22 protein-coding genes are annotated in these 21,408 nt (G+C 60.1%); 13 read left to right on the forward strand and 9 right to left on the reverse strand.

Annotated features, from left to right (window positions below):
- Window positions 1–300: 300 nt before the first annotated feature.
- The 9 genes from INQ47_RS10780 (at window position 301) to INQ47_RS10820 (ending at window position 8,261) form a co-directional block, all read left to right on the forward strand.
- Entirely contained in the window at window positions 301–819 is a 519-nt protein-coding gene (locus INQ47_RS10780) for a hypothetical protein (RefSeq protein WP_019438944.1), read from the forward strand.
- Complete coding sequence (locus INQ47_RS10785; RefSeq protein ID WP_014592435.1) at window positions 812–1,663, forward strand: hypothetical protein; 852 nt, start codon at window positions 812–814, stop codon at window positions 1,661–1,663. Before INQ47_RS10780 ends, INQ47_RS10785 begins: the two co-directional genes overlap by 8 nt.
- A gap of 11 nt (window positions 1,664–1,674) precedes the next feature.
- A complete protein-coding gene (locus tag INQ47_RS10790) occupies window positions 1,675–2,430 on the forward strand; it encodes a hypothetical protein (protein WP_014592436.1) in 756 nt (251 codons plus the stop codon).
- A gap of 1 nt (window position 2,431) precedes the next feature.
- Window positions 2,432–3,568, forward strand: a complete 1,137-nt coding sequence (locus INQ47_RS10795) for a hypothetical protein (protein ID WP_318077366.1) — start codon at window positions 2,432–2,434, stop codon at window positions 3,566–3,568.
- A gap of 7 nt (window positions 3,569–3,575) precedes the next feature.
- A complete protein-coding gene (locus tag INQ47_RS10800) occupies window positions 3,576–4,751 on the forward strand; it encodes a hypothetical protein (protein WP_404701656.1) in 1,176 nt (391 codons plus the stop codon).
- 13 nt (window positions 4,752–4,764) lie between these two features.
- The gene (locus INQ47_RS10805) at window positions 4,765–5,901 is read left to right on the forward strand and encodes a M23 family metallopeptidase (protein ID WP_404701657.1); all 1,137 of its coding nucleotides are present in this window, start codon (window positions 4,765–4,767) and stop codon (window positions 5,899–5,901) included.
- 27 nt (window positions 5,902–5,928) lie between these two features.
- On the forward strand, window positions 5,929–7,317 hold the full coding sequence (locus tag INQ47_RS10810; protein WP_404701658.1) for a hypothetical protein: 1,389 nt from the start codon (window positions 5,929–5,931) through the stop codon (window positions 7,315–7,317).
- Between the two features lie 74 nt (window positions 7,318–7,391).
- On the forward strand, window positions 7,392–7,817 hold the full coding sequence (locus INQ47_RS10815; RefSeq protein WP_014592441.1) for a hypothetical protein: 426 nt from the start codon (window positions 7,392–7,394) through the stop codon (window positions 7,815–7,817).
- Between the two features lie 15 nt (window positions 7,818–7,832).
- The gene (locus INQ47_RS10820; RefSeq protein ID WP_064490863.1) at window positions 7,833–8,261 is read left to right on the forward strand and encodes a hypothetical protein; all 429 of its coding nucleotides are present in this window, start codon (window positions 7,833–7,835) and stop codon (window positions 8,259–8,261) included.
- A 151-nt stretch (window positions 8,262–8,412) separates the two neighbouring features.
- Here the strand turns inward: INQ47_RS10820 and INQ47_RS10825 are convergent, their stop codons facing one another.
- Both INQ47_RS10825 and INQ47_RS10830 read right to left on the reverse strand, forming a co-directional pair.
- Complete coding sequence (locus tag INQ47_RS10825; RefSeq protein WP_064490862.1) at window positions 8,413–8,829, reverse strand: hypothetical protein; 417 nt, start codon at window positions 8,827–8,829, stop codon at window positions 8,413–8,415.
- A gap of 85 nt (window positions 8,830–8,914) precedes the next feature.
- Window positions 8,915–9,526, reverse strand: coding sequence for a hypothetical protein (locus INQ47_RS10830; RefSeq protein ID WP_019438941.1), 612 nt, complete (start codon window positions 9,524–9,526; stop codon window positions 8,915–8,917).
- A gap of 115 nt (window positions 9,527–9,641) precedes the next feature.
- Between INQ47_RS10830 and INQ47_RS10835 the strand changes: the two genes are divergently transcribed.
- Window positions 9,642–9,989, forward strand: a complete 348-nt coding sequence (locus INQ47_RS10835) for a hypothetical protein (RefSeq protein ID WP_014592445.1) — start codon at window positions 9,642–9,644, stop codon at window positions 9,987–9,989.
- 18 nt (window positions 9,990–10,007) lie between these two features.
- Here INQ47_RS10835 and INQ47_RS10840 read toward each other — a convergent pair whose 3' ends face one another.
- Together INQ47_RS10840 and INQ47_RS10845 are read right to left on the reverse strand one after the other, a co-directional pair.
- Window positions 10,008–10,661, reverse strand: a complete 654-nt coding sequence (locus INQ47_RS10840) for an OmpA family protein (RefSeq protein WP_014592446.1) — start codon at window positions 10,659–10,661, stop codon at window positions 10,008–10,010.
- The gene (locus tag INQ47_RS10845) at window positions 10,658–11,149 is read right to left on the reverse strand and encodes a hypothetical protein (RefSeq protein ID WP_129932627.1); all 492 of its coding nucleotides are present in this window, start codon (window positions 11,147–11,149) and stop codon (window positions 10,658–10,660) included. The genes INQ47_RS10840 and INQ47_RS10845 overlap by 4 nt, the downstream gene beginning before the upstream one ends.
- 291 nt (window positions 11,150–11,440) lie before the next feature.
- Here INQ47_RS10845 and INQ47_RS10850 point away from each other — a divergent pair, with 291 nt between their 5' ends.
- Together INQ47_RS10850 and INQ47_RS10855 are read left to right on the forward strand one after the other, a co-directional pair.
- Complete coding sequence (locus INQ47_RS10850; protein ID WP_404701659.1) at window positions 11,441–11,974, forward strand: hypothetical protein; 534 nt, start codon at window positions 11,441–11,443, stop codon at window positions 11,972–11,974.
- Between the two features lie 38 nt (window positions 11,975–12,012).
- Window positions 12,013–13,266: a DUF6685 family protein gene (locus INQ47_RS10855; RefSeq protein WP_404701660.1), complete on the forward strand. Its 1,254-nt coding sequence runs from the start codon at window positions 12,013–12,015 to the stop codon at window positions 13,264–13,266.
- A gap of 151 nt (window positions 13,267–13,417) precedes the next feature.
- On the opposite strand, the gene INQ47_RS10860 is transcribed toward INQ47_RS10855, so the two are convergent.
- The 5 genes from INQ47_RS10860 to INQ47_RS10880 all read right to left on the reverse strand — a co-directional run bounded on the left by INQ47_RS10860 (window position 13,418) and on the right by INQ47_RS10880 (window position 19,896).
- Complete coding sequence (locus tag INQ47_RS10860; RefSeq protein ID WP_404701661.1) at window positions 13,418–13,849, reverse strand: hypothetical protein; 432 nt, start codon at window positions 13,847–13,849, stop codon at window positions 13,418–13,420.
- Window positions 13,850–13,960: 111 nt separating this feature from the next.
- The gene (locus INQ47_RS10865; protein WP_404701662.1) at window positions 13,961–15,784 is read right to left on the reverse strand and encodes a phospholipase effector Tle1 domain-containing protein; all 1,824 of its coding nucleotides are present in this window, start codon (window positions 15,782–15,784) and stop codon (window positions 13,961–13,963) included.
- Between the two features lie 28 nt (window positions 15,785–15,812).
- A complete protein-coding gene (locus INQ47_RS10870) occupies window positions 15,813–16,265 on the reverse strand; it encodes a hypothetical protein (RefSeq protein ID WP_104887863.1) in 453 nt (150 codons plus the stop codon).
- A 90-nt stretch (window positions 16,266–16,355) separates the two neighbouring features.
- A complete protein-coding gene (locus INQ47_RS10875) occupies window positions 16,356–16,742 on the reverse strand; it encodes a hypothetical protein (protein ID WP_404701663.1) in 387 nt (128 codons plus the stop codon).
- Window positions 16,743–16,911: 169 nt separating this feature from the next.
- Entirely contained in the window at window positions 16,912–19,896 is a 2,985-nt protein-coding gene (locus INQ47_RS10880) for a DotA/TraY family protein (protein ID WP_404701664.1), read from the reverse strand.
- A 911-nt stretch (window positions 19,897–20,807) separates the two neighbouring features.
- Between INQ47_RS10880 and INQ47_RS10885 the strand changes: the two genes are divergently transcribed.
- On the forward strand, window positions 20,808–21,404 hold the full coding sequence (locus INQ47_RS10885) for a hypothetical protein (RefSeq protein WP_404701665.1): 597 nt from the start codon (window positions 20,808–20,810) through the stop codon (window positions 21,402–21,404).
- Window positions 21,405–21,408 lie beyond the last annotated feature (4 nt).

The raw sequence follows: 21,408 nt of genomic DNA on the forward strand, positions 1-21,408 counted from the left end.
TCCCTTCTCCCACCTCATGCAAACCCTGCGCACCAGCCGCTGGTTACGCGCCGCGAGCCGCTCCCGAATGAGCAAGGTCTGCGGCCTATCAGCGGCCACCATCCCACTGCGCAAGCCACGCCAATCAAGGCATCCAATTGAATTATCAGGCGCGAACCGCCCGCTGCGCAGTGGCTATTTGCCAACATTGCGCTCTTGTAATTCACATGTCAAAAAGTTGATACGCCAGCATTTTTGATACAGAATTAAAAAAAGGATGCATTTTAGCGTATTTCAGTATGCTTTAACCGAGTGCAGGGAATGGACGAATACACAACCGCCGGTGCGCACATACCGCCCATCGACTCGCTGGACCTCACGGCACACGGCGTCCTTGGTCATTTCGCGAAATCGTCGCGCAATGCCCAACTGGTGAAGTTTCTGGTGAGCATGGACCGCCTGGACCGCTGGACGGTGGACTTCGAAGAGGATGCCTCGACGCATCAGTTCGAGATCCAGTTGCTGATGCAGGAGCTGCAGTCGTTCGTCGAGGCCTATGCACGCGTCCTGCATCAGGTTCCACAGGCATTTGCCGAGTTGCTGGCCCACCTCACCTCTTCGCGCTGCATGTACCTAACTCGTTATGTCGCGCAACACAACGACGCGTTTAGCGGTGCGCTGGCGCCGCTGCTGGCTGGCGACCTGTCGCAACTCGCTGACCTCACGGTATTTCGCCGCCGGCTGGATGCCTTCAGCAAAGCTCACCTGCTCAGCGAGATTTTCTCTGCCGAGCGGCTGCGCGAGATTTCACAGATCATGGAGAGTTACGCAGATGTATGACGGACGACTGAACCCTGTCGCTGTGGCGGTGGGCAAATCTGTGGGCAAGCGCGCGGTGATGGGTGGTGTGCTGGGTGCCTGGCTATTGCTGGCCGGGCCGGCATTCGCCGCCACCAGCAGCCTGGGCTCCTCGTCGAGTACGCTGCTCTCGGAGCAAAGCTCCGTGGTGGCCGAGGCCATCAAGGCCGATGCGCAGGACTGCGCCGACGGCACCAAGCAGGGGACGATCGGTGCCTCCATCAACGACGCGTTGAGAATCCATACTGAACTGGCTGCCGCAACGCCCAATGTCGAGTCGCTATTCAGCGCCACCGCGGATTGCTTTGGGGGCCTGGGCAGCCTGTTCGATCTCTCCGGCTCGATCCCGAGCCTGGGCTCCATTTTCGCGGCAGCCCAGCAAGCGGTATTGAAATACGCGCAGAAGAAGGTCTGTACGGCGATACAGCAGGTTTCATCGATGGTCACCACCCCCATCAACCAGGCGATCGGCAAGGTCAGCAGCGGCACTTCACTGGCGGACCTGAACGGGCTGACCAATGGCTTGGTCAGCAAGGGCATGAGTACACTCGACCCGGAACTGGGTAGCAGTTACCACAGCACACCCGCCGGCTACGAGGCCACCTACACCGTCGACGTCAACCCGTTCAACTACATACAGACTGACTTCGGCGGCGGCGCCAGCACTGGTAACGGTACTGGCACCACCACCAGCAGTGCAGCCACCACCAGCACCGTGGCGCCCGCAGCGAGCACCTCATCTTCGAGAACTTCGAGCAATACCAGCCGTTCGTCGTCCGGGTCAGCCAGCGGGTCGTCCGGCTCGGCTGCAGGCCTGTTCAACTAAGGGGGCTGGAGATGAAGAAAGTCGCGGCAGTTCTGGCCGTTGGCCTAGGCCTGGGCGCTACGGCGCTTCCGGCCCAAGCACTGACCTGGGCTTCGGTGCTGACATTCATCAGCACCATGCAGAGCGAGATGAGTGCCTGGTCGGTGACCGTCAAGCAGACCGCGTTGTCCGCCAACGTGATCTCGCAAATGGACAACGATTCGAAAAAGCAGCTTGCCAACGCGGTTGGCGCCATCGAGATGTCCGACCGGGCGATGGCGGCCGTGACCTCGTTCGACTCCGCGGTGGGGCAACCGGTCACCAGCAAGTGCATTGCCCAGCAGCAGGGCAAGCTGATGGTCGAAGCGGTGTCACAGCGTGACAAGGACGCAGCGCGGCTGATGGCGACCTATTCCTCGCAACGGGTGGGCTCCAGGGCAGTGGCCGACCGTGAGACCCTGGCCATGCACCGCGACAACTACTGCAGCGTGTCCGAAGCCAGGCAGGGCATGTGCACGCTCAACGCCAACGGCATGCAGGGCTGGGATGTGGACTACGCCGGGCCGTTCAGCGAAATGACCCTCGCCCCGGAAGGCGAGACCGCAGCGTATGCGTACACCGCCATGATCACGGATCAACGTGCGGAAGCGTACATCGACTGCACCACGGTCGCCTGCAATGCTGCCCAGTCGCAGCAACTCGCCGCCTCGGCCATGACCGCGATGGCTGCCAACTCTCTCGTAGGGCAGGTGACGGACCGTCGCGTGCCAATGCTCACAGGGCAGTGATATGAACTTTCGGCTCAAGCTAGCCAGCATTGTCGTGGGCTCGACAATGCTCTCGGGTGTTTCCTACGGTGCACTTTACGGTTTCGGCCCTGCCGAGATGTGGACCGCGGCGCAGATCAGCGCGCTGTCAGCATCCGTGGGCACCAACATCACCACGTTCGGCACGACATTCGGTAACCAGATGACCATAAAGTTCGAGCAGATCATCTCGGCCGTGGCCGTAGCCACCAAGCAGGAAGCACTGTCAGCGAGTGTGATCGCGGACAACAGCAGGCAAACCGCCGAGCAACTGATCAATGCCAGCCGCGCGCAGCAACAGAACGCGGCCGCGACCAAGGCCTACCTCGACTTCAACGCAGCGACCGGCCAAGGTTTCGACCCTTGCGGCACCGTGATCAAGAACAAGTCGATGGACATCGCATTCACCAGCATGGCAGCCAAGGCCAAGGCAGCTGTCGGTGAGCTGGATGCCTCTCCAGGTCGGCTGGTGGCTTCCACAGGCAAGGCGATGCAGCAACGCCTGCAAGAGCACCGCGACAAGTTCTGTACCGCCGCAGAGGCAGACGCCGGGCTGTGCACGCTCAGTACGCTACCCGGTGGTGACACCAACGCCGCCCTGCTGTTCGAAGCCGCGGATGCTGACTCGCTGGCCACCGAAGCGCGTACCGCCTACATCCAGCACGTGATCGGCCCCCCGGACGAAGCCTTGGTCAAGGCCGCTGGCGCTACGCCCGCCGGCGAAACCTACATGGTGCAGAAAAACCGCAAGGACTCGATGTTGTCTGTACCGGCCTACAGCCTGTCGATGATCAATGCCGCCAACACCCGCAGCACGGAGTTCGGCGGCAAGTCCCCCAATGAAGTGCTCAAGCTGCGCGTGAACCAGTACTTCGGTGGCAAGGAAGCGCAACAATGGTCGGGCAACCTGGCCCGCCAGACCCAGCGCGGGTTGCTGGTGGAGGCTGCCAAGATGGGTGGCCTCGAAGTCTGGATTCATCAGCAGCAGTACGAGCAGAACCAACGGCTGCTCGCTAACCTGGCAACGCTGGTAATCGCCTCCTCTGACGGCCTGGACGCCCCTTTGGAAGCGCGCTACCAGAAAGTGTTGTCTGAAACAGCAGCGCAGTCGGTACAGTGAGGTGCCCATGAAAAAGGATTTCGACGCAGCGCGTGAAGCGCGCAAATGGAAGGTCTCGCTGGGTGCTTCGCTTGTGCTGACCTCTACGCTGGCTTGGGCCTATTGCCCACCCCAGTATCAGGAAAATACCGTAGCGCCGGCATTCACTAAGGCCACCCAGGCACTCAACGGCCTGGTGTCCCGGGTAGATGCTTCGCTGTCGGCCCTGCTTGAAACCGAGAGCCAACGCCTGACCTCGGCCATCGCGATCCTGACCAAGCAGAAAGCCCTGGCGGCAAACCAGATCGCGGAAGCTGGGCACAATGCTGCCCAGCAAACGGCGACGGGGCTGAAGGTGCTGGCCCAGACCCAGCGGGTCAAGCAGTCACGCTTCGACTACGGTGGCGAATTCGGTCAAGGCTTTTCGCCTTGCTCGGTCTATGCGACACGAACGCTGATCAGTGCCCGCGATGCCGACATGGGCACCGAAGTGCGCCAGCGGGTCAAATCCGAGATCGTGGCTGCACCAGGCACCTACGCCGAGCCCATCAGCGCCCAGGCTGCACTGGTCAAGGCGCGCAAGCAGTTCTGCACCCAGGACCAGGCAGATTCAGGCTTGTGCGAATCGGTCGGCTCGCTGCCGGGCGCCGACCTGACCGTGGCCACCCTGTTCGAACCCGTCATGGAAAACGAGCCGCTGTACCAGGCGAAAGTCGGGTTCGTCAATAACGTAGCCGGCCTGCCGGACGGCCCGGTGCCAGCATCGGCAGGCAAATCCGCAGCCACCGAAGATTACGCGCTTTCCAAGGCCCGCAAGGATGCGCTGGTATCGCCGGCACTGGCCAGCCTGAAAGCAATCCAGCTCGACTATTCCGGCGTGGAAGGCACGGAAACAGGCACCGACCTGCCACTGGCCGTGCACTTTCGCAACGAGGTCAAACGCTATTCGGGCAATACGCCTCAATATGACAGCTGGGCCCGGGTCATGGCCGCACAGAACGAGCGAGGTGCGCTGATCGAGATCTTGAAGATCAAGGCGCTGGACCTGGCCATACTGGAAAAACAATATCGCCAGTACGAAAGCATGGAGGCCCAACTCGCTTCGCTGGTGTCCATGTCGGTAACTGCCGCGGGTGCGCAAACCCAGACCACCCGGGCAGCGGAAAATGCCGCCAGGCAGAACGTACAGCAGAGCGTGCAGTGACGGAGCGCAAGGGATGAACAGAACGATCTTGCGCGGCCTCGCCGGCCTGAGCCTGCTGGCGTGTGCCCACGGCGCCATTGCGGACACCTGCATGGTGTCCCCCACCGACAAGGAAATTGTTTCCGGTCGTTTCGGCAAGTTCCGGGGTGGCGGCGCGGCCAACCACGGCTCGGCCAACCAGAAGGCACACATGCACGATGGCCTGGACTTTTCCACCAGCGGTACATCGCAACCGGTATACGCCACCACCGAGGGCAAGATCACTTTCGCCGGCTCTCGCGGATCTGCGGGTAATACGATACTGATCCAGCGGGCCAATGGCGATATCGTCGCCTACTACCACCTTAGCGGCTTCGCCAACGGCATCAAGCAAGGCGTCACGGTCAAGCCGGGGCAGCAACTGGGCCTGTCAGGCAACACCCCCAGTACCTCCATGGTGAAGCACTTGCACTTCACCTATGGCACCACGAAAAAAGACGAGGCCAGGGCCAAGGCGTTCAGGGAAAATGCTCACCGAGGGCCATTCAACCCGGCGCAGTTGCCTTCCGCCGTGGTCAGCCCGCAGGCTGGCATTGGCTGGAAGACTGACCCGGCCCCCTATTTCTGCCAAACTTACGCCATCCAGGATGGTCACCCCGAGCATTATCCAATCCTCGGCAAAGACACCAAGGCGCAGCACCAGATCCTTTTCGGTAATGTACCTTCGGGCGGGGTTGCGCCAGACTCCACGGCTGAGCCTGTCCAGGTGGCAGCAGCCAACGCCGATGCAGCGCTGGCCGAAGCGGATGGCAAGACGCCTGCGATGTACTTGTCCGACGCTGATGGCTATGGTGCCTTACCCACCGCTCCGATCGGTGGCTACGACACCATGTCGGTTTCAGAAATGCTGGCGACTGAAGCCAACCGGCGCTTCAGCGATGCCGAGTGGAACAACAGTATCACCCATGTTTCCAGCCGAGCCCTGTGGGTCGACTACAACCGGGCGGTCGGTGTCGGTAATTATTTGTCGGAAGCGATTTATCGCAAGAAGGAAAAAGTTGAAGCATTGCTTGCCGTTTACGCGTCGCAGAAATTGGCAGGTCAACGGATGCAGACCGACAGGGCCCAGCAGCGAGCCCAGAGAGGAGCTGTTTCCAGATCCATTGAATAACGCGGCGCCCACGAAAGGTAAACACAGATGGAACCCAAAGAACTCGATAAGCCTGATCAAGCCGTCGCTGATTCTGCTGCCGGGCAAACAGCCCAGCCAGGGCGGAGTTATGCAGGCATCCTGGTCCATCATGGCGCAGCACCCTATCAAAACGACCCTGCCAAGCAGGGTAGCTACTACGTAACCCTGCAAACACCTGCCGGTCCACAGACCCTTTGGGGGGCAGGCCTTGAACAGGCCATGCGCGAAACCGCACCCGCCGTCGGCAAACCCGTGCAACTGGATTACCAAGGTGGCGCCGAAGCCGGCAGCGAACAGTCGACACAAGGTCGCTGGAGCGTGCATTCGATCGATACGGCTGCCCTGCAGGCCCACAATAGCGGCCAGCAAACAAACGCCAGGCCGTCGCCAGGCGCCGCGCCAGATATCGACCCAAGCGTATTTGACGCCATCATGAAGGTTGCCGGGGAGGTGAAACCCAAAGGATCGTCCCTCGACCCTGATGAAGTACGCCGCATCAACGCAGCCCTTCTCGACAACGCGAGCAACGCTGCAGAGCCACCGAAACCCGCAGAACCGGCAGAACAGGAGCCACAGCACCCGCGGGACGCCAACGGTGCCGAATCACTGCTCAGGGGCGGCGCCCAACTGGTGGGGGGCGTAGCCTCGCTCACCGGCGCCGCCATGCAAGGTATCGGCAAGGGCGCGAGTGCCCTGGCCTCTGCCCTGCGTGGGGATGGGCAAGTTCAGGATGCACAGGTGCCCTCAGCGCAATCGGCCACTGCGGAAAAACACAGCGCGGCGGTTGAGCCCGGCTCGGCCGAAGAAATGACCGGACGCGTGCAGGTGTTGCCGCGCCTTTCCGAGTACCGGGTAGATCAGGTTGAAAAGGCCGCGACCAACTACGAAAAAGCCCACTCGGCCTTCTGGAACGCTGGGAGCCTGCCTCAGGTGCGCGAGCAGATCGAAACCCGCGCCGAGCAAACCGGCCTGAGCGTTCCCGAAGTGATCGAGAAGATGAAACCCGACGGCGAATACACCGACCTGCACGAAAGCTTCGTCCAGGCCGTAGGTGAGTCCCCCGACGCCCAGAACAGCAAAAAAGCCATGGACAAGGCCCTCACCGGCTGGGCCCGGCAGTACGGGCGCGCCCAGGAAGAATTGCTGAACCCGGAAACCCAGGACAACCCGCACTACGACAAGCTGAAGAACCGGCTGGAAAGCTCCAGCGAGAGCATGCACCGCAATGCGGGCAGCATGCCGGCTTTCGCGGGCGAAACGCAGTCGCATCTGGAGCGCCTGAGGGAAGTGATGCAGCGTATTGGCGAACGCCTGAAGGAAATGGTGCAAGGCATCGTCAGCCTGGTTCGCGGCAAGCCTTCGGGCCCTTCACAGGGCGATGACTTCACCCCTTGAGACAGCCCCCAGCTCAGCCGATTCCCAGAGGGAGCCATGAAGGCGCACGTAATCATCCACGCAAGGAGAATGGAATGACCGAGTACAGCAACTGGAAAGAAATCACCGCCACGCCGGAAGCCCACCTGGAGTTCCTGCGGGTGATCGACGGCAAGCTGGAAGAAGGCCTGGGTGGCCGGAACCTGTATGAAAAACTGTCCAAGGAAATCACGGTGGAAGGCAAGGCCTTCAGCCAGGCCTTCCACCTGAACAAACTGGAAGCCAGCTCGAACGGTTGGGACACCGACGAGACGCCCGACCCGGTGAAGCTCGAGATCGTCGAGTTGACTTCAAGGATCAAGGAGGCTGACCCAGGCTACGACCTGGCCCACTTCATGGTCGGCTATGAGTACATGATCAGCGAGATGAAAGAGCGCGGCGTGGAAGTGAATGCCGGGCTGGACCACAGCGACCCTGTACCAAAGAACCGCAGCGGCTCGGACTACGAGCCGGGCATGTGACGCCGGGAGGCACCTGTGAAAGCGACCATTTCACTCATGCTGGCCTTCGGTATGTCGGCTCTGGCGAGTGCTGCCCAGGCCCAGGAAGCCCCCGTGGCCGAGGAGCAATGGCAGGAGCTACCGCGCAATACCACCATCTACGTGCCGGTGCCCAAGCAGGTCACGCCGGTTGCAGCTTATCGTTCGTGCTCGAACCGCTACGAAGGTGAGCGCTGCGATTTCTCCACCCCTCGCCAAGGAGTGGTCGAAGGCACATGCCAGGCACCGGAAATGCGGCAGCCGCCCGCCTATGGCTACGAGATGCAGCAATACCCCGCCCAGGTGCGCACGGCCTTGGTTTGCATGCCCGTCGAGGGCCCGGCTGCTGGCGGCCCGGACAACCCGGGCCACGAGTCGCTCCAACCGCCTTCGACAGCCCCACAAGCGCAACAGCCAGCCCCCTAGCCCAAGGGTGCTGAGCTCTGCAACTTCGGACTCGCTCGCCGTCGGTTTAGCCTTGGCGCGCTTGGCCGCGCCGGCGACCTGAGGCAATTGCTGGTACGTCAGGTCTAAGCTGCTGCCGCCCCTGGTGGCTGGATGTTTACCAGGCCAACACTCACACCGTCGGGTCGGGCGCGTCATCCTGCGGCGTTGCTGACGACTGCGCCATCTTCGCCATCTGTCCGTGCATCAGCTGAATCAGTTCGCGCAGGCGCTCTGCTTCGGCCCTGAGCTGAACGGTTTCTTCAAAATACTGGCGCACATACCCACGCAAGGGCTCCAGCTTCTCGTTGGCTTGCGCCACACCGGCATCCCAGCCTTCAGCATAGCCATGGGAGCGCCCTTTCCTGAAGCCCTCCTTGCGGCCCTGCCCCAAGCCTTCCTGGTAGCCCGCCTGATAACCCTCCTGCAGCCCTTCCTGCCGCCCTTGGTCGCGGCCTACATGGAGGTTGGCAATGGCCTGCTGGACAGAGCCGTTGTAACCGCCATCCAGACTCATGTTGCCCTTGCGTGCAGCCCAGTTATCGTCCATTTCGCCATCTCCCCGGATCGGCGCTTTCCCGGAGCATGCGCCGCTAGATTGTGGTCAATGCCAAACCCGATACTGTCGGCCGGGTTCAACGCGTAGTCTTTACCTCGCTCCCAGCTGCTTGCTGGGCTTCGGCCTGAGGCAAGGCAAAACTGGCCAGCCGATGCAGCGCAACCGCTACCCAATCGCCACCGAAACGCTTGTCCTCCAGCACCGACTTTAGCGCCAGGATCGGCACACAGTGCCTTGCCAGGCCTTGGACATAAAAAGCAGCCGTCCATTCGGGCAGCAAGTGTTTTATATCTTCGTGGGTTTCCACGCTGAACACCAACGCAAGAATACCAGGCAGGGTCTTGACCTCCCGGCTGGGCAGCGCGTCCGCCAGCCAGAAGGCCACTTCGCCAAGCTGGCCGGCCTGGATCGGCAACAGGGCAACGACCTTGTTCCCGTCATGATCAACGACAATACCCGGCTCAAGATCGAGCGTTTCCGCGTCAAAGCCGAGCGCTGCCTGGCGAATGGGCAGCGACTTGAGGAAATGCTCCAGCAGCGTGTACATCTCGAAAGCTGCCGGAATGTCCTTCTGGATGGCCGGCGCACTCTTGGCCATCACACTGACGAAGCCGCCACCCGCCTGGGCGAGAACATCGCCACTGATGGCCTGCGCCACGAAAGCCTCGAGTTCACACAACGAATACATGGTCCCACTCCCGCACAACGGCTCGACTAGACTGAACTTAAACCTGCTGACAGGTCCAAAAACCTCAGTCGTTCGTGTTTTGTATGTTTGCAGCCCAAACTTCAAGGATGTACCAATGACCCATCAGTTTCACTGTGCATTTCATCCCGCGCCGGGCAATGACGGTGGCGTGCTGAACATCGGCCCTGCCTCGGTCAGCATCGACCTGGAAAACCTCTGCCTGTTCGCCAATGTGGTCGGGCAGATCGAAAAGCGCCGGGCGGCCGGCGTAGCCAGGTCAGAGATTCTTGGTGAGTGGGTGGGCAGTGAAGATATCGACTGGGCGCATATCGGCTTTCACCCCTGCCGCGAAAGCTACAGCCTGCGTTACAACGGGGTAGCCTGGGAGGCGCCTGCCGACGCCACCATCGCCGCCGCCGCCGAGGCGCGCTTGTTCCTTGACAACATGCGCCTGCAGGCCTGACCTGACAGCCCTTGCTACCTAGCGAGCGAGGGCCGTGCTCGCGTGGTACTGACCGAAGAACTCGAATTCAACCCGGCGGTTGGCTGCACGGCCAGCGGGGGTGTCATTCGCAGCGATGTAGTCGCCCTCCTGCCCCTCGGCGCTGATTTTCGCCGCTGGTACGCCACGCCGAACCAGGTACATCTTCGCCGCCTGCGCCCTGAGCAAGGCAACCCGGCGATTTGCCTCCACCGTGCCCACACTGTCGGTAAAGCCCACGATCTTCACCTGCAGCGCGTCCTGCGCCGAGCGCACCAGCACGTCGCCATCCTCGGCGCTGGGGCTGAAGCGTGAGTGGCCGAACGCAAAATTGAGCGTCATGTGGTTGATCGAAGTCTGGATCTGGTCCTGTCTGGCCCTGATTGCCAAAAGCTCCTGACGACTGCCATTGGCGTCGGCTTCAGCCGCAGCCAACCGCACCCGCAAGCTCTGGATCTCGATGTTCAGGGCATTGATGGTCTGTTGCATTTGCGCGGTGTTCTGCCCTTGCGCCGAGGGTGCTACATAGGGCACCGGGGCGGCGGGGCTCTCCACCAGCTCGAACCCTGCGAAAGCCTTCGGGGCAAGTGCCACCGAGAGGGCGGCAAGTACCAGCGGCAGCAACCTGCGAGGGGTGGAAACGAAGGTGCTCATACATCTCTCCAATATCGCAGGATCACGAAAACGATGCTCGACCAGGCATACCCCAGCAGCATTACCAGGATGCCTGCCAGCAAGTAGGTACGCAGCGGGTCCAAGGCATCCTGGCCCAGCGGCTGAAGCCCGGGAACCAGCGTGGCCGGGAACCAGGCGAACAGCAGCGCCACCAGCGGTGCGAGCCATAGGCCAAGGCGCAACTGGCGATGGTCGCCCCCGCGCGTCCACCATGCGTACCAACCCAGGCTGAGCAGGTAGGCAGGCAGCAACATGACGCTCAGCAACAGGGCTGAAAAGGACAATGCCGCGGCGTAGAAGCGCGGCGACCCTTGGGCCATTTCACCCATCAGGGTCGCAACCACCGCGATGGTAAAAGCGACCAGCGCCACCAGCAGAGGCACCGACAGCAGCCACAGGGCTGCGCGACGATCGCCCACGGCCCTGAAGCCTGGCTTCACGGCAGGTGGAGGTAATGCGTAGGACATGCCTGGAAACTCCTTGTAAGGGTCAGCCGGGCGGCCAGATTCAGAAGAACTGCCGCTGCGTGCCAGCCAACGTTCGACACCCTGTCATCTATCAAAATGACCTGTTAGAAAAATGTAGAAATTGATGGCGAGTATGAATTTGGGGCCTTTTGCCGTCAAGGTTTGAATCTTCGTCACTGGCAGGCACTCACTTGACCAAGCGCAGGGCGTAGCGCACACTCCAGGCATATAAAAAACGTTTTTCTAACAACACGAATTAATAGCAATTTGTCATCCAGAAGGATCTGACGCATGAAAGCCCTGCACCTCGCCCTGCCGCTGCTGGTTTCGCTCGCCTGCACATCGGCATACGCCGCAAACATCGATCAGGCCGAAGCCAATGCCCGCATCACTCAGGCCCTGACCTGCAAGCGCAAGGTTTCCCCTGAACAATTCGAGGCGCTGGTCAAGGCCGCCAACGGCAAGCCCATCGTGCAGGCCTCGGACCTGTCCGACGGCGAGTACACCGTGCCTAACCCACTGGACGTTTACGGCCGCGCCGTGACCAAGCTTGCAATGCACCCAGGCTCCAATGGTGAAGGTGACTTCGATACCTACTCCGGCGTATTCACCGGCGAGAGCATCCAGGCAGTGGCCAAGCTCGCCGACATTCCCAAAGACGAATTCGGCCAGTACAAGAAAGAAGTCGGTAACCACGACCTGTGGCTGTATGAAGATGGCAACAGCACGTACATCAGCTGCTCGTACGACATGCGCACAGTGGTGAAGACCATCAAGAGCACAGCTCGCAAGGCAGCGGATGCGGTACAGCGCGCCACCCAGTAACGCCTTGCGGACCTGTATGCGCTGAAAGGAGTCACGCCATGAGCTTCAGGACACTGGCTGCGAAGTTTCTGGAAACGGTCAAGGACGACCTGGGCATCCCTGCCCGTTTACGCCGGGTCATCGCCGACACTCCCAAGTTGCGCATGAGGGTGGATGACACCGCCGCCGTCATTGCCTCATCGAGCGTGGTGCGCTGGCATGAGTGGTCGCAGCGTATCGGTTTCGGCCAGGGCAGCGAACAGAACGGTCAGGTCAGGGGCTGGCGCGCCAGCGACGGCCATTACCACAGCGAGCATCGGCAGATCGCCGCACTGGCGCGGCTGGGCAAAACCGAAACCGTGCATGAATTTGCCTGTGACATCGGTGAGATAACTGGCCTGTCCGCCTCCAAATCCGAGCTGTACAGGTTTTTCTCCCTGCAGCAGATGGCCGAGCAAGCCTGCCAGGCTTTCACTCGCGACATGAGCCAGGAGGGGCTTGCGCAGAACCTGGGCTGGCCGGAGATCGGCATCGTGCATGGCGGCAGCGACTTCATGGTGCGCTACGACTGGGATGTTGGCCTGTACCTGGCCAACAGCGGCGGCTCGCACCACTTCGTCGCCGCCCGGCATATCGCCACGCAGTTGCAGCAACCGGTTACGCTGCAGGGTCGCCTGGTCCGCAACGGCCTCGATGCCGAGGCCGCCGCTCAGTTGAACGATGAATACGCCATCTATGCCGTGAACAAGGATGCGTTCTTCAATGATGCACTCGATGCCCTGCGCGACTTCAAGGCCACTCACTATTGGGGCGACCTGCCGCAGCCGTATAACAACGGCATGGCGATCTTCCTGCCCAGAGAAGAAGCGCGCTCACGCAAGGTTGCGCAAATCTTCGCCAGCGAAGGCTTCACCGATGTAGGTGAAATGCTGGTGGAACTGGCGTCGCCGAATGCGGCTGTGGAGCGCCGGGCGCGCCAGGAAGAGGTACGCGCGCGCATTGAGGCCCTGCCAGGGCTGGAAGCAAAAGCCAGCGTGGCACACCTCTTCGGCACACACGCGGCAGCCGCCCTGCGTGATGAACTGGTGACACAAGTGGACTGGCAAACCGTAGAGCAGGCCACCCTGGATGAAGCCTTCGGCATTCACCAGCTCGACGCCCAAAGTGTTTACGAAGCGCTCGCCCAACATAGCCCGGGCGCCGTCTCGAGGCATTCACTGCAAACCCTGCGCGCCACAGTCGATGGCTACGCAGCGCTGCATGATCGCCAATTGGCCAACCCGCCTACGCCCGAGAAACCAAGCCCCGACTGACTGCGGGGACGCCTGGTCATCAGGGACGACCCACGCAAGGCGTCCGCCGAAACTCGAAGTGCTAGCAGCTTGCAGGTGAGAGCAGGAAATGCGGCTCTGATGAACCGCAGAAAATCAATTTTTCAACAATGCAACGTTGGCATAAAACAGCTCAGCCAGAGCAGTATTGCCCAGCCAACTGATGAATGCGCGCTGCTGCTTGCTCCTGAGCGCGAGCCTGCTCGCAAGCCCACGACAGCGTCGCCGAATCAGGAATATTCTCAGGGATAGCCTTTTTAGCGATAAACCACAGGGCGCGCATGACAAACAGCGGGTCTTCAGTCAGTCGCGTATCTCCCGAGATCTGCAGGTAAGTAACCAGCGCCTGGGTCGCACTGACCAATCCCTTGTCCTGACTGAACTGGACCAATGTACCCAGTGCCTGCGGATTCATTGAAGGATGAATCGTCAGCGGTGTGCAGCGCTCGGAATCGAGCAAATCCCAAAACGTCACGCCGTCCTTGCAGACCATACCCACGCGACGGCCACCCGCCATGTCATCGACCTCGATGAAGGTGCCTGGCTGGTATTTGTGGATTTTCATCTTCTCGCCCTTAACGATTGAATGGCCGACCACCGCCGGCAACAGGTGCATTCTAAGCAAGCAGGCAGCAAAAAGCCTTACTACTGTGATTAGCGAAACTCAGCCTGACCGTCAGGGCTCGGGAGCTTGCCAGATAACAGTTCGCTGCAACTCGTGGGCGGCTGAGCGGGCAACCATCGCACGCACCAGCGGCTTGCCATCTTCCCCGGGAATTTCGTAATCATCCGTCAAACTGCCTTCCGGCCGCTCGGCAATCCATTGCGCGGCCTGCTTGAGGCCATCATGAAGGAAACCTGCCTGCGCATCTTGTGCCACGTGCCGCATGTCGATTGCGATCAGGACACCGCACTCACCAGCGAACGTCGGCGCCTCATAAGCAGCCTCCAGCCCGCCCACCACGTTGCCGTTGGTGTCGTGGAGCATGATGGGGTCACCAATACTCAGAGGGCCTCGATTGCGGACATAGTCACCGGCATCTTCGACAATACGGCTGGCCTCGTACTCGAAGCCTAGGTCAGCAAAGGCCGATGAGCCTTCGCGGTCGATCCGAAGCACTGCATACTTCGGCGGTATGTTCGGGGTTGGCAGCGGCACCTCTTCAAGGCCGAGCCGTTGAATGTGCTCTATCTCTGGCTTCGAGCCCGCGAGCAATAACGAGAGCTCAGCCACTTGCTTCCGTGACTGCGCAGCCTCTTCTGCCTCGAAGCGTTCTTGTCGAGCCTCTACTGTGCTGCTGAAGCTGCTATCGGGCTGGTAGTCAGGCAACGACGAAAAACCTTCGGCCTTGTCGCTCCACCCGAAGAAGTTCTGACCTAGCTCCTTGCCGATGCGTCGGATAACTGGCTCGCCGCGCGAACCATCATTTTCAAATATGACTTTCCGGCCGCTCACCGCGTGATCGAAGGGCTGTTTCTGCCACTCCAGACGCCCCAGGATTTTCCACCCCAGCACATTAGCCGTACCACGCTCCGTCGGAAACGGTCGATTGTTGAGCACTGTCCATGAACCGTTCGCCTCGCGCCTGAATGCCTCATTGCCTTTGAGCAATCGAGAATCGATCAACGCATCCTGCAACCGGTCAGGGTGCTTGATCAAGGCGTTGTATTGTTCGATGCGCTTCATTTCTTCCGGCGGCAACGGCGCCAATTCGACGCCTGCAGACTTCAGGCGATCGTACATGAAGGCCAGTGGACCAGCAGCCAGCAGATCGTTGCGGTAGCCGCCCCCAACTTGAGAGTGCGCGCCTGCGAACTTCACCTCTTCGACCCTTGAGTTGTCGTCGTTACGCAACGCGCTGGTCAGCGGAAACGTCGTACGATACTCATGCATTGCCACCAGGTGAGTGGTCGACTTTACGTTCCTGCTTATTTCCAGGTTCTTGTCAGTGTGGCTTTCAGTTATGGGCAAGCCGTAGGAGGCAACAGTGTCGAATATGGCGAGTTTGTTCACCTGCGCCTGACCAGGCGGAATCAGGTACTCCCGGGTCGCTTTCCACTGGCTATCAAGCTTAGGTACACCCCGATCAATGATCTCGTTTGCCAAGGCACGTGCTTGCGCTGCGCCGCGACTGAAGCCGATCAGGTTCAGGTCGACCTGCAGATCCTGGTTCTTGTTACAAAACGCGACAACGGCCTCGTAGGCTTGCTCGATACGGCTCTCGCTACCGCGCCCGGTACCACGCTCGACCAGGGCAGTCGGTGTGCTGCGCTGATGGCTACCCACCCCGTCGAAGTAGAGCTTTTCTGAAAGGCCCAGGTAATGTGCGGGATCATAGGCGACGGCCTCATGGCCCGAGTTTCGGGAAAGGTTGGTACCTTTCGCTGCATCACACTCATAAAGACGGGCCACGTTAGTGTGGGTGCCCAAAGGTTTGTCGTTGTCTTTGCTATTAGCCGTACCGTCAAAGTACACGCTAAAGTATACAGTCTTACTCATGTCATATCCCTATGAACAACTGCAAGCGTCAGCCTTCATTCAACTTCAGAATATGGGCCTTTATGGCCGCACCGGCCCGTTCGATAAAGTCGCCGAAAAACGCCTTGCCCAAGCCCCGCAACGGTGAGCCGTCCAGGGAATCCGCAGCTGCCTCCACGGTGACAATGGCAAACTGCTCGGCAATTATTTCGACACTACGCTTGCGCATCCAGGGCTCGTCATACGGCTTCTGATACCACGTGGCGATCTGGTATTGAATGTCGTCCCTCTCAAATGCCCGGTACAGATGCTCGGCCAGCGCGATAACAGTTTCGCGGATCAGACCGGGATCAATATTGTGCGCTTCAAGCAGCGCCTCCACAGGAGCGTTGGCAACTGCCAGAAGGTCCCCAGTGGTGTAGCCTGGCATCGGTGGAAATACGCCGGGAGGCAACTCAACACCCGTGCCCTTGTTGTCGCCCAAGTTGTCTTCGTCCTGCATATGAACATCCTCATCCAACATACCAAATCCAGATTACCGAGGCTGCTCCAGTACTTGAAGGATTGCCCCGCTCGACTAGTCATCGCCCAACTAGCCAGCTTGCTGCAAGCGCTGAGCAGCAGCATGGTAAAGAATTGTCAGATCCTGCCTGGCACCCATCACTTCATTGTGAAAAACCGCCGACACAAAAGGCGCCACCTTGAAAAAGTCCGGCAGCACTTCCGGAGCGCTGGCATGGATCGGAAAGACCGGATTGGCCGGCGCCGCCAGCTGGAACTGATAACCAAACCCGCCCAACCCGGCGCGCTCAGACAGCGCCTGGGCAATGCACAGCACTGCCACCAGGCCGATTTCCGCCACATCATCAGCGTACAGTTCACCACCATCGTAGATAAACTGCTCACCGCGCACCATGGCCTGGTCTGCCAGGCCGGTCAGAAGCCGTCGAAGCTGGTCTTCCAGTTGATTGTCATCCATGCCAAGCCTCCGCCAAGCGATCCGAGTCAGGTATCAAGATACGCACATGATTGCGCGTCACCGTCCAAGACAACCTGGCGCGGGTAAAATTCCGCCCACACTGGCAAATTGCCAGACCATTGTTGCACCTGACAGCGCCAAGCCATGTGCGGCAGGACAGCACCGTGGTTCAGCGGCTTTCATCATCGCCGTCTTTGTCGCTTGCCGAGCCGCTTCCGGCTGGAAGCGCAGCGTCGTTGAACGCGTGATTCTGGCTCGCTGAATGTTCTGCACCCGCATCAGGCGAGGCAGGCGGCTCCTGGGCCTTGTCGCTGCCGGCAGGTGGCGCCCCACCGGTCAGCGAAGCCTTGTACGCGTCGATCCGGGCGTCTGCACCTTCATGGTAGGCCGCTTTGCCTTCAGACATCGCTGTCGAAAAGGCTTGCTTGTACTCGGCCCCAGCGGCACTTGCAGTAGCGGCTAAACCCGCACCTGCAGTCAGCGCGCCAGCCGATACTGCGTCACGCACCCGGCCACCCAGGGACGCAGAACCCGAGTTGCGCAAAGATTCCACGCCAGACCGCCCCGCAGACAATGCAGCACTGCCCGCGCCACGCATGGCCCTGCCTGTTGCAGCAGCCCCCCCGGCGACCGCCCGCCCGAGGGCGACGCCAGCCGCTTCGCTGCGCTTCTCGCCGAGCGTACGATTGTCAGTCGACGCAGTCTCACCCTTGTTATCGCTGCCTTGGCTTGCACCGCCCGCGCCTTGACCGTTCGCGCTGAGCAGTGGCGTCTTGCCCCCGCGACCACCGCGCGGCCCACCACCCCTCGGCCCACCACCCTCTGGGCCACCATCCTCAGGGCCACCATCAGGAGAACCGCCGCCCTGGGATGTCAGTCGCTTCTGTCCCCCACCCAGGCGCATACCCGAGCCACTCCCGTGCAGCCTCGAACCCACAGAGGCGACGCCGCCGCGCATTTCCGCTGTTGCGCTGGTTTCACCCATGCTGCCGAGGCCGCCGCCGATCCACCTCAGCACCTCGTCAGGCAAGGTCTGAGGCAGACCGAAGATCATGTACAGCACCGGCAGAAGTGTCAGGCCGAACACCATGAACCACCAGGCAAAGGTCAGGAACTCGGCAATGACCCCAACGCCCCCGCTCGAGGAAACGACCGCCCCCCGCATGGCGAAGAAGCCCTGCGCTATGTAGTCGATCACAGGGTCGGATACCAATATCGCGGCAAACAGCCCCAGAACGGCCAGTGCCGGGCGAGCGAACAGCGACAGCAGCAACAGGTAGCCCTGCGTCTGCGAACCCACGAACGTCCGGTCGGGTGTCATGTGCATCACGGCCCAGAGCGGGGCAGCAATGATGGATTGCAACACGGCGAGCACCCAGCCGACGAACACGATCATGAACAGCGTGTAGGGCAAGCTGGGAAGGAATACGCCAAAGTAGAAGGCCAGAGGTTCAATATAGGTCGCCAGCAGCGCGAGCTGCTTGATCGGCACCTCCATGACCCAGTCCCACAGCGGGATGACAATCTTGTCGAGATCCAGCCCGTTACCCAGCGCCTTGACCGATGAAACAGTACCGGCCAGCACCCGTACTGCCGTCGCAGCACTTTTGATGGCAACATCGGCGAGCAGTATGCCGCCACGGGCAACGCTCAGGTAATCGCCCACGCACTTCATGCGGTTGAGCGAGCCCCCCATCTGCCCCGCCGTGCCACACAGTGGCGTCTGCCCGTTACTGCCCGCCCCCGTGGCAAGCTCGACCACGTTCTGCATCATGCCGTTGACGAACGAGGACATCTTGCTGTCCATGTCCGCCCTCAATGACCCTACGTTGATATCGCTTTGCGGATCTTTGGGGATGAGGCTCGCCAGATCATCGGCCTTGGCGGGCTTTGCACCGTTGTACGCGTCTTTCTCTTCAGCCTTCTTGTCGATTGCCTCGGTCACAGTGGTGAGGCTGTTGCTCAGCAACGAGAAGCGCGCATCCGAGGGCAGCCCCGCAAGGGATGGCGCACCCACCGAACCCACCGGTTCGGCAAGCACGTTGGCGATCTGCCCTCGCACCATGCCGACTCGCTGGAACCAGCCCCCAGCCGCAGCCCAGCCATCTTTCGTGAGCGTATCCAGAAAACCCTTCAAGCCACTATCGACGTCGCTCTGGCCGTCAGTGACCTCTTTGACGAGGTTCGTCGCAATCTGGTCTTCCTGCGTCCTTACAATCGTATTGAAGCGGTTTGAATCGACCTTGTCCCAACCGGGATCGTTGATGGTCGCTGGCCATGAGTTGACCCACTTGTCCAGCTCGCCCATCAACTTGCCAGCCGCTTTCACCTTCGCTAACTGAGTTTGTTCATGCACCTTCTCCAACGCCTGGGGAATGGGGTCGGTCTTGGTCTGTGCCGCGTAGGTAGACAGCTTCACGGTGCCGCAGAATGGCTCGCCACCGGCCAGGTTGGTTACCGCATTGCGATCCTTGAGGAAAAACGTGTATTCGGTACGCCCATCGACAAACGTCTGCTTGTCATAGACCTGCTCGACCTGTCCATTGCCCAGGCTCGTGCTCTTGGACTGGACAGCGGGCTGGCTACCAGACCCACTGTTGGCGTAGATGGCGTTTGCTGCCCTGGCACAGTAGGAAACAGCAACGTATTGCCGCGCAAAGTCACGCAAGCCGTAGAAATTACCCGCCTGGTTGACACCCTGAACGATCCCGTCCGACGACAGCACGCCAATCGCCATGCCGGCCTTGTAGGTGCCATTGGCAAAGCCGATACCCCAGAGGGCGAACATCAGGACGATCAACTGGATGAACGAGTAGCCGCTGGTCGTCGGCAGCAATACGGCACCGCCTGCCACGATCCGCACCGGCGTCCACAAGGACGACCAACTCTTGCCCATTGCCTCCCCGTCGTTGGCCGTGTTTGTTACCCCCATCACTGCCACATACGAGACGATCAGCGACCCGATGATCAGGATGCCGCTGTTGAAGAAGCTGAACATGGTGGCAAGGATGTTCGCGCCGGCTTCCACAGCGTTAGGGTCAGTACCTGCAACCAGGCTATCGATCACTGGCCCGAAAATTCTGCCAAGCATCTTGACCGATTGATCGGAGCAGTCGCTTGGGTCGCTGCACGGTGAAAACGGCATTTGAGCCATTGTGAATACCTACCTGAATCGAGTTGCGGACGGTTGATCTGAATCGTTCGCGACGAATTCCCTTGGAATGCTCCGTCGTCCTTGAATTGGGCTGTCATCCAACCCGGCAAGCCACAGGGCACAGGCATGCGTCGAGCCCAAGCCATGGCGCTACCCGTGCAACGTTGACTGCCAGGATAGCGAAAGCGCGCTAATCTTAAACCAGAAATCGCCTAATTATCAAAATATTGTTATGTAAGAAAACTAACAAGAAATGACATAAGGATGCTAGCTACCTGAAATTTTTGATAGCGACGCTAGATCGAGGCAAAATGTAAAGTCGTGTAAATATTGGCATTTAGCCATCAAACGATGGATAAATAACCGAATTAGCGTGATAACCTTCGCATTCCGCGGAAAACCCCTAGCGCGCAATGGATCATTCTTCAGATGGTGCTTCCACAGGTTTTGAAGTCGGTTTTCAGGCGCCAAAAGCACGACATCGCGCGCTTTCTCCCTGAAGCAAGAATGAATGGCGCGCTTGCGCAGCGCCTGCAGAAGAAGGGTGACGACGTAGCCAGACCCTGACGAAAAGGCTGTTTTACGGGCAGTTGAGCTAATTCGGCAGCAGTGGCAATTTGGCATTAGCGATCTTGGCTTAGTACGCCCCGACTCGCTCGGCGGGGATACTTAAAGTAACCAAAAAAACGATGATTTCGGGGCAGGCCCAAGAAATGCGAAAGCAAAAATGCTAAGGTCAAGCGAATCGATGAACCCATAGGGTTCGCAAGGGTTTATCCAGCACGTCAGCGGAGATCAGTGGATATCCGCATCAGGCCTACGCGACGCGGCGAGCCGCGCAGGGAAGCAGACGATGCTGAATGCCGACTGGTTGGGCGCGTTCAAGCCCTGTGAATAAATGATGGACATAGATGCAGCTATCAATACGTGATGCCAGCCGATTCGTGATCGGTGCTGGGTTAATGCGCGAGAGAGCCATAGAGGCCTCAGGCAATCCGGCAATCAGCTTTGAGAACGTAGCGCAAGCGGCGCTGCGCGAGGGCCCTGACGGCCAGAAAGTCCGGCAGACCATCGACACCCTTGCCGAACATGAGTCGGCATGGCTGCGCAGCACGCCGCCGCACACCCTGCGCACCGACCGGATCATGCAAAGCAGGGCAGCCGAAGCCAACGCTTTCACGGCCATTCATTGCGCCGTGATCAGTGCCATTGCCTTTGAGGTTGCCACCCCCAACGAAAAGCCCCATGCAGAATCCGGCCTGCGCCAGTCACTGACCCGTGCTATCGATGCGATCGACAATACCCCAGGTTCGCGAGCGGATCGTGAAGGGCTGCTGGGCAGCCTGCGAGACCAGGTGGTGTCCGCAGCCTCTGACGGCGACTTCATGAAACAAGCGCTGCGCCAGAGCGAACAGGCCTACCTGGCTGCCGAGCTGGACAAGACATTCGCCCGCTACACCAAGCCATCGCTGTCGCGCAGCGAGGACCTCAACGACAACAGCATGTAAGGAC

The sequence above is a fragment of the Pseudomonas sp. 3HC3 genome (assembly GCF_044904505.1).
Classification (GTDB): domain Bacteria; phylum Pseudomonadota; class Gammaproteobacteria; order Pseudomonadales; family Pseudomonadaceae; genus Aquipseudomonas; species Aquipseudomonas putida_Y.

What these genes read in the sequence shown, in the direction of transcription:
- INQ47_RS10870 (WP_104887863.1), bottom strand. Translation starts at nt 16,265, where the DNA reads ATGCAGGACGAAGACAACTTGGGCGACAACAAGGGCACGGGTGTTGAG.
- INQ47_RS10845 (WP_129932627.1), bottom strand. Translation starts at nt 11,149, where the DNA reads ATGTCCTACGCATTACCTCCACCTGCCGTGAAGCCAGGCTTCAGGGCC.
- INQ47_RS10785 (WP_014592435.1), top strand. Translation starts at nt 812, where the DNA reads ATGTATGACGGACGACTGAACCCTGTCGCTGTGGCGGTGGGCAAATCT.
- INQ47_RS10855 (WP_404701660.1), top strand. Translation starts at nt 12,013, where the DNA reads ATGAGCTTCAGGACACTGGCTGCGAAGTTTCTGGAAACGGTCAAGGAC.
- INQ47_RS10830 (WP_019438941.1), bottom strand. Translation starts at nt 9,526, where the DNA reads ATGTATTCGTTGTGTGAACTCGAGGCTTTCGTGGCGCAGGCCATCAGT.
- INQ47_RS10885 (WP_404701665.1), top strand. Translation starts at nt 20,808, where the DNA reads ATGCAGCTATCAATACGTGATGCCAGCCGATTCGTGATCGGTGCTGGG.
- INQ47_RS10805 (WP_404701657.1), top strand. Translation starts at nt 4,765, where the DNA reads ATGAACAGAACGATCTTGCGCGGCCTCGCCGGCCTGAGCCTGCTGGCG.
- INQ47_RS10835 (WP_014592445.1), top strand. Translation starts at nt 9,642, where the DNA reads ATGACCCATCAGTTTCACTGTGCATTTCATCCCGCGCCGGGCAATGAC.
- INQ47_RS10875 (WP_404701663.1), bottom strand. Translation starts at nt 16,742, where the DNA reads ATGGATGACAATCAACTGGAAGACCAGCTTCGACGGCTTCTGACCGGC.
- INQ47_RS10810 (WP_404701658.1), top strand. Translation starts at nt 5,929, where the DNA reads ATGGAACCCAAAGAACTCGATAAGCCTGATCAAGCCGTCGCTGATTCT.
- INQ47_RS10795 (WP_318077366.1), top strand. Translation starts at nt 2,432, where the DNA reads ATGAACTTTCGGCTCAAGCTAGCCAGCATTGTCGTGGGCTCGACAATG.
- INQ47_RS10865 (WP_404701662.1), bottom strand. Translation starts at nt 15,784, where the DNA reads ATGAGTAAGACTGTATACTTTAGCGTGTACTTTGACGGTACGGCTAAT.
- INQ47_RS10840 (WP_014592446.1), bottom strand. Translation starts at nt 10,661, where the DNA reads ATGAGCACCTTCGTTTCCACCCCTCGCAGGTTGCTGCCGCTGGTACTT.
- INQ47_RS10880 (WP_404701664.1), bottom strand. Translation starts at nt 19,896, where the DNA reads ATGGCTCAAATGCCGTTTTCACCGTGCAGCGACCCAAGCGACTGCTCC.
- INQ47_RS10860 (WP_404701661.1), bottom strand. Translation starts at nt 13,849, where the DNA reads ATGAAAATCCACAAATACCAGCCAGGCACCTTCATCGAGGTCGATGAC.
- INQ47_RS10850 (WP_404701659.1), top strand. Translation starts at nt 11,441, where the DNA reads ATGAAAGCCCTGCACCTCGCCCTGCCGCTGCTGGTTTCGCTCGCCTGC.
- INQ47_RS10825 (WP_064490862.1), bottom strand. Translation starts at nt 8,829, where the DNA reads ATGGACGATAACTGGGCTGCACGCAAGGGCAACATGAGTCTGGATGGC.
- INQ47_RS10790 (WP_014592436.1), top strand. Translation starts at nt 1,675, where the DNA reads ATGAAGAAAGTCGCGGCAGTTCTGGCCGTTGGCCTAGGCCTGGGCGCT.
- INQ47_RS10815 (WP_014592441.1), top strand. Translation starts at nt 7,392, where the DNA reads ATGACCGAGTACAGCAACTGGAAAGAAATCACCGCCACGCCGGAAGCC.
- INQ47_RS10800 (WP_404701656.1), top strand. Translation starts at nt 3,576, where the DNA reads ATGAAAAAGGATTTCGACGCAGCGCGTGAAGCGCGCAAATGGAAGGTC.
- INQ47_RS10780 (WP_019438944.1), top strand. Translation starts at nt 301, where the DNA reads ATGGACGAATACACAACCGCCGGTGCGCACATACCGCCCATCGACTCG.